Source organism: Micromonospora maritima, from assembly GCF_902825405.1.
Classification (GTDB): domain Bacteria; phylum Actinomycetota; class Actinomycetes; order Mycobacteriales; family Micromonosporaceae; genus Micromonospora; species Micromonospora maritima.
This window is the reverse complement of record NZ_CADEAU010000450.1, coordinates 1-4,335: the sequence shown is the minus strand read 5'-3', so window position 1 is coordinate 4,335 and position 4,335 is coordinate 1. Positions and strand designations below refer to the sequence as shown.

Annotated in this window: 4 protein-coding genes; 2 read left to right on the top strand and 2 right to left on the bottom strand. The window is 74.6% G+C overall.

Annotated features, from left to right (window positions below; genetic code table 11):
- A partial coding sequence (locus HUW36_RS26810) for a glycosyltransferase family 2 protein (protein WP_174530686.1) occupies window positions 1–764 on the bottom strand: 764 nt, incomplete at its 3' end.
- Window positions 765–892: 128 nt separating this feature from the next.
- On the opposite strand from HUW36_RS26810, the gene HUW36_RS26805 reads away from it, so the two are divergent.
- Window positions 893–1,531 carry an SRPBCC family protein gene (locus HUW36_RS26805; protein ID WP_174530685.1) on the top strand — a complete coding sequence of 213 codons (639 nt, stop codon included), beginning with the start codon at window positions 893–895 and terminating at the stop codon, window positions 1,529–1,531.
- On the top strand, window positions 1,528–2,706 hold the full coding sequence (locus HUW36_RS26800; RefSeq protein WP_174530684.1) for a zinc-dependent alcohol dehydrogenase: 1,179 nt from the start codon (window positions 1,528–1,530) through the stop codon (window positions 2,704–2,706). Before HUW36_RS26805 ends, HUW36_RS26800 begins: the two co-directional genes overlap by 4 nt.
- A 19-nt stretch (window positions 2,707–2,725) precedes the next feature.
- On the opposite strand, the gene HUW36_RS26795 is transcribed toward HUW36_RS26800, so the two are convergent.
- Complete coding sequence (locus HUW36_RS26795) at window positions 2,726–3,973, bottom strand: cytochrome P450 (RefSeq protein ID WP_174530683.1); 1,248 nt, start codon at window positions 3,971–3,973, stop codon at window positions 2,726–2,728.
- Between the last annotated feature and the right edge of the window lie 362 nt (window positions 3,974–4,335).

The following is a 4,335-nucleotide window of genomic DNA, read 5'->3' as shown; positions in this document are numbered from 1 at the left end:
CGGGCGGCGAGCGCGGCCGCCGTCGCCGGCAGCACCGCCAGCGCGGCCAGCAGCCACGCCGGCCGGGCCGTCTCGTCGTACGCCTGGCGTACGCGCTGCCCGAGGAAGCGTCCGGCGGTGGGCGGGAGCCGCCGCACGTACAGCCACGCCGGGGTGGCCTCGCTGCCCCCGTACGCCCGGACCGTGCGGACCAGCTCCAGGTTCTCGAAGAGCACGTCCGGGTCGTAGCCGCCCATGGCCAGGAACGTGCTCCGGCGCACCGCCAGGGTGCCCGGCCAGTCCCCGCCGAACGCGCGGGCCAGCAGCGTCCGGCCGGTGTCCCACCAGGCGTGCCAGGGCAGCGGGTCGAAGTGGTTCTGCGGCCGGACCAGGTCCACCCGGTCGAGCAGGTCGTGCACAGCGCGCAGCGCCGGCAGGTCGTACCGGACGTCGTCGTCGGCGATCACCACGTGCTCGTGCCGGGCCAGTGCCACCCCGGTGAGCACCCCGACCACCTTGCCGTTGCGCCCGCGCAGCGCCGGGTCCGGTGGGACGTGCCGGACCAGCCCCCGCCAGGCGTCGGCGTGGCGGGCGAACAGCGCCGGCGCGGACCCGTCGACCACCACCACGTCCACCCACCGGCTCAGCTCGCACAGGTAGCCGGTCAGCTCGTCGAGGCCCCGGTCGTCGTGGGCGCGCACCGGCAGGACGTACGCCATCGGGAGCCGGACCGGCGCGGACCGCGCGGTCCGGTCGGGGCGTGGATGCGCAGCGGTGTCCGTCACGTCGTCTCCCGTCGGGTGGGGATCAGCCGGGTGCCCGGAATGCGGCTCCTGAAACCGTTTCGGCCGCCCTGGGCCGGGTAGCGCAGCGGAATACGGGCGTGCGAGCCGTCCGACCTGGAGGAGACGTGATGAGCAGCAACGGAACGAGGTGGGCGCTGGCCGGCGCCGCCGCGCTGACGGCGCTCGGGATCACCCGGACGGTGGCCCGGCGCCGGCGCCGGCACCAGCCCGACCGGGAGGACGGCTGGTACGTGGTGCACCGCGGCATCACCGTCGACCGGCCGGTCGACGCGGTGATCGGCTTCTGGACCGACCGGGAACGACTCGACCGGGGCCTGGCCGAGTGGGCCACCCTGGAGCAGCTCGACGACAACCGGTGGCGGTGCGTGGCCGCGGACCCGGCCGGCGGCGGCACCGAGTGGCGCGCCGAGATCACCGTCGAAGGGCCGGGCCGGTTCGGCTGGCGGGTGACCGACGGACCGGTGGCCCAGCGGGGCCGGGTCGAGCTGGTCGCCGCGCCGCAGGACCGCGGCACCGAGATCCGCGCCGAGCTGCGGTGGCGCTCCGGCCCGCTGCGCCGGGCGGTCGGCCTGGTCGGCGGGGACGAGCCGGACCTGGCGCTGCGCACCGCGCTGCGCCGGATCAAGTCGCTGATCGAGACCGGCCAGGTGCTGGACACCCGGCACGACCCGTCGGGGCGCAGCCCGCGCCAGGAACGGGCGACGGACAAGGTACGCGAGAAGCTGATCGTGGGAGGACGGCCGTGAGGGCGTTGTGCTGGGAGGGCGTCGGCAAGCTCGCCGTGCGCGACGTGCCGGAGCCGACCGTCCGGTCGGCCGGCGACATCATCGTCAAGGTCCGGGCGAGCAGCGTCTGCGGCTCCGACCTGCACCTGATCAACGGCTACCTGCCGGCGATGCGCGAGGGGGACGTGCTCGGCCACGAGTTCATGGGCGAGGTCGTGGAGGTCGGCCCGGACGTCCGGCGGATCTCCGTCGGTGACCGGGTGGTGGTCGGCTCGGTGGTGGCCTGCGGCAACTGCTGGTACTGCCGCACCGAGCAGTACTCGCTCTGCGACAACTCCAACCCGCAGCCGGTCTTCACCGAGAAGCTGTGGGGCCACTCGCCGGCCGGCATCCTCGGCTACTCGCACGCGGCCGGTGGCTACTCCGGCAGCCACGCCGAGTACATCCGGGTGCCGTTCGGCGACGTCGGCGCGTTCCGCGTGCCGGACGGCGTGCCGGACGACTCGGTGGTGTTCGCCTCCGACGCCATGCCGACCGGCTGGATGGCCGCCGACTTCTGTGCCCTCAAGGGCGGCGAGGTGGTGGCGGTCTGGGGCGCCGGCGGCGTCGGTCAGATGGCCGCCCGGTCCGCGCAGATCCTCGGCGCCGAGCGGGTCGTGGTCATCGACCGGCTGCCGGAGCGGCTCGACACCGCGGCCCGGCGGCTCGGCGTGGAGACGATCAACTACGCGGAGACCGACGTGCTGGAGGCGCTGCGCGAGCTGACCGCCGGTCGCGGCCCGGACGCCTGCATCGAGGCGGTGGGCATGGAGTCGCACGACGTCGGCCCGACCTACGCGTACGACAGGGCCAAGCAGACGGTCCGGCTGCAGAGCGACCGTCCGACGTCGGTCCGGCAGGCCATCATGGCGTGTCGCAAGGGCGGCACGGTGAGCATCGTCGGGGTGTACGGCGGCCTGGTGGACAAGTTCCCGCTCGGCGCGGCCATGAACAAGGCGCTGGTGCTGCGGATGGGGCAGATGCACGCGCAGCGCTACATCCCGATGCTGCTCGACCGGGTCGCGGCCGGCGAGATCGACCCCGGCTACCTGGCCACCCACCCGATGTCGCTGGAGGACGGCGCGCGGGGCTACGAGATCTTCGAGAAGAAGGAGGACGGCTGCCTGCGCACCGTCCTTCACCCCCAACCGGCGTGAGCGTGGACGGGGTGCGCTCTCAACCGGCTCGGCGCACCCCGTCCACCAGCAGCCCGCTGGGCGGCAGCGTCGGCATCCGGCCGAGGTCGAGCGCGAGGTCCTGGGGCGGGACGCGGTAGTCCATCGTGCCGGTCAGGTGGGTCACCGCCCGCTTCATCAGCTCGATGGTGATCCACTCGCCGGCGCAGCGGTGGCCGGTGAGATGGTCGCCGCCGCCCTGCGGGACCATCCCGAACGGGTCGTCCCGCCAGCCGGCGAAACGCTCCGGGCGGAACTGCTCCGGCTCCGGCCAGGTCCGCGGGTGGTGGTTCGTGCCGTACAGGTCGAGCAGCACGCGGCGCCCCTGCGGGAACGCGTACCCCCGCCACTCGAACGAGCGACGCACCCGGGCGGCGGCGAGCGGGAAGAACGGGTAGTAGCGGCGTACCTCCTGCACGAACTGCTCGGTCGCGGTGTCGTCGCCGACCAGCCGGTCCCGCCAGTGCGGATGGTCGTGCAACGCCAGCGCGGCGAAGACCACGTACCGGTCCACGGCGACGGTGGGGCGGAGCACGTTGAGCAGCTCCACCGCCGCGATCCGGCGGGGCAGCGGCGTGCCCCGTTCGTCCCGGTGTTCGGCGACGACCCGCAGCGCGCTGCCCTCGGGCGCCGGCAGCGCGCCCGCGCGGACCCGTTCGACCAGCTCGCCGGCCCAGCGTTCGGCGCGGCGCCGGCCGAGCCGCCCGCGCCAGTGCTTCGGTCCGAGGACGGCGGGCGCCTCGATCATCGCGTGCATCTCGGCGGTCCGGCGGGACACGTCGCGCGCGGTCAGCGGCACGCCGGCCCACGCCCAGACCGCCCGGGTCAGGATCCGGCCCACCTCGTCGTAGAGCACGACCGGGCCGTTCTCCGCCCAGGCCGGGACGCGGGCCCGCCACTCGTCGTCGAAGAGCTGACCGAGCTGCCGGACCGCGGCCGGTGTCATGAGCGTCATGAACATCGCCTTGCGCGCCCGGTGGGCCTCGTCGTCGAGGCCCTGGACGCCGCCCACCCCGGTCAGCGTGCGTTGCGCGCGCATCGGCATGGCGCCGCGCCGGACGAACCGCTCCTCGTCGTAGAACAGCTCGGCGGCCTCCCGGCCGCGCAGGCAGATCGTCGGTTCCAGCAGCAACCGGGTCTGGAAGACGTCGGTGCCGAACCGGTCGCAGCGGGCGCCCACGAAGCGGTAGCCCTCGCGGAGGAAGGCCACCGTGCTGTCGGGGCTCCGGTCGCTCGGCATGGTGCTCATCTGGCTGCTCCTGACCCGGCTCGGGTGGCCCTGCTCGACCCGCGCTACCTACCCGGGCCGGCGCGGCCGAATCCTCTATTACCGCAGGTCCGGCCCATCGGGGGAGGGGCCGGCCACGCGGCCGACCGCTGGCCCCTCCCCGGGCGCGGAAAAGCTGGTTGGCTCGGCACGCGGACCGGCGAGCACCCCGGTCCGGCGCCCGCCGGCACGGTGTCCGGCCGGCGGTCACCGACGACGGGGGAGGACCCGGATGCGCGACGAGAGGGCGGCGGCAGCGACCCGGTTCACCTCCGGTCACGCTCCGCACATCGACATCGCTGCGTCGGTGAGGTAAGACAGGGTGGGGCGGAACACACACCGGG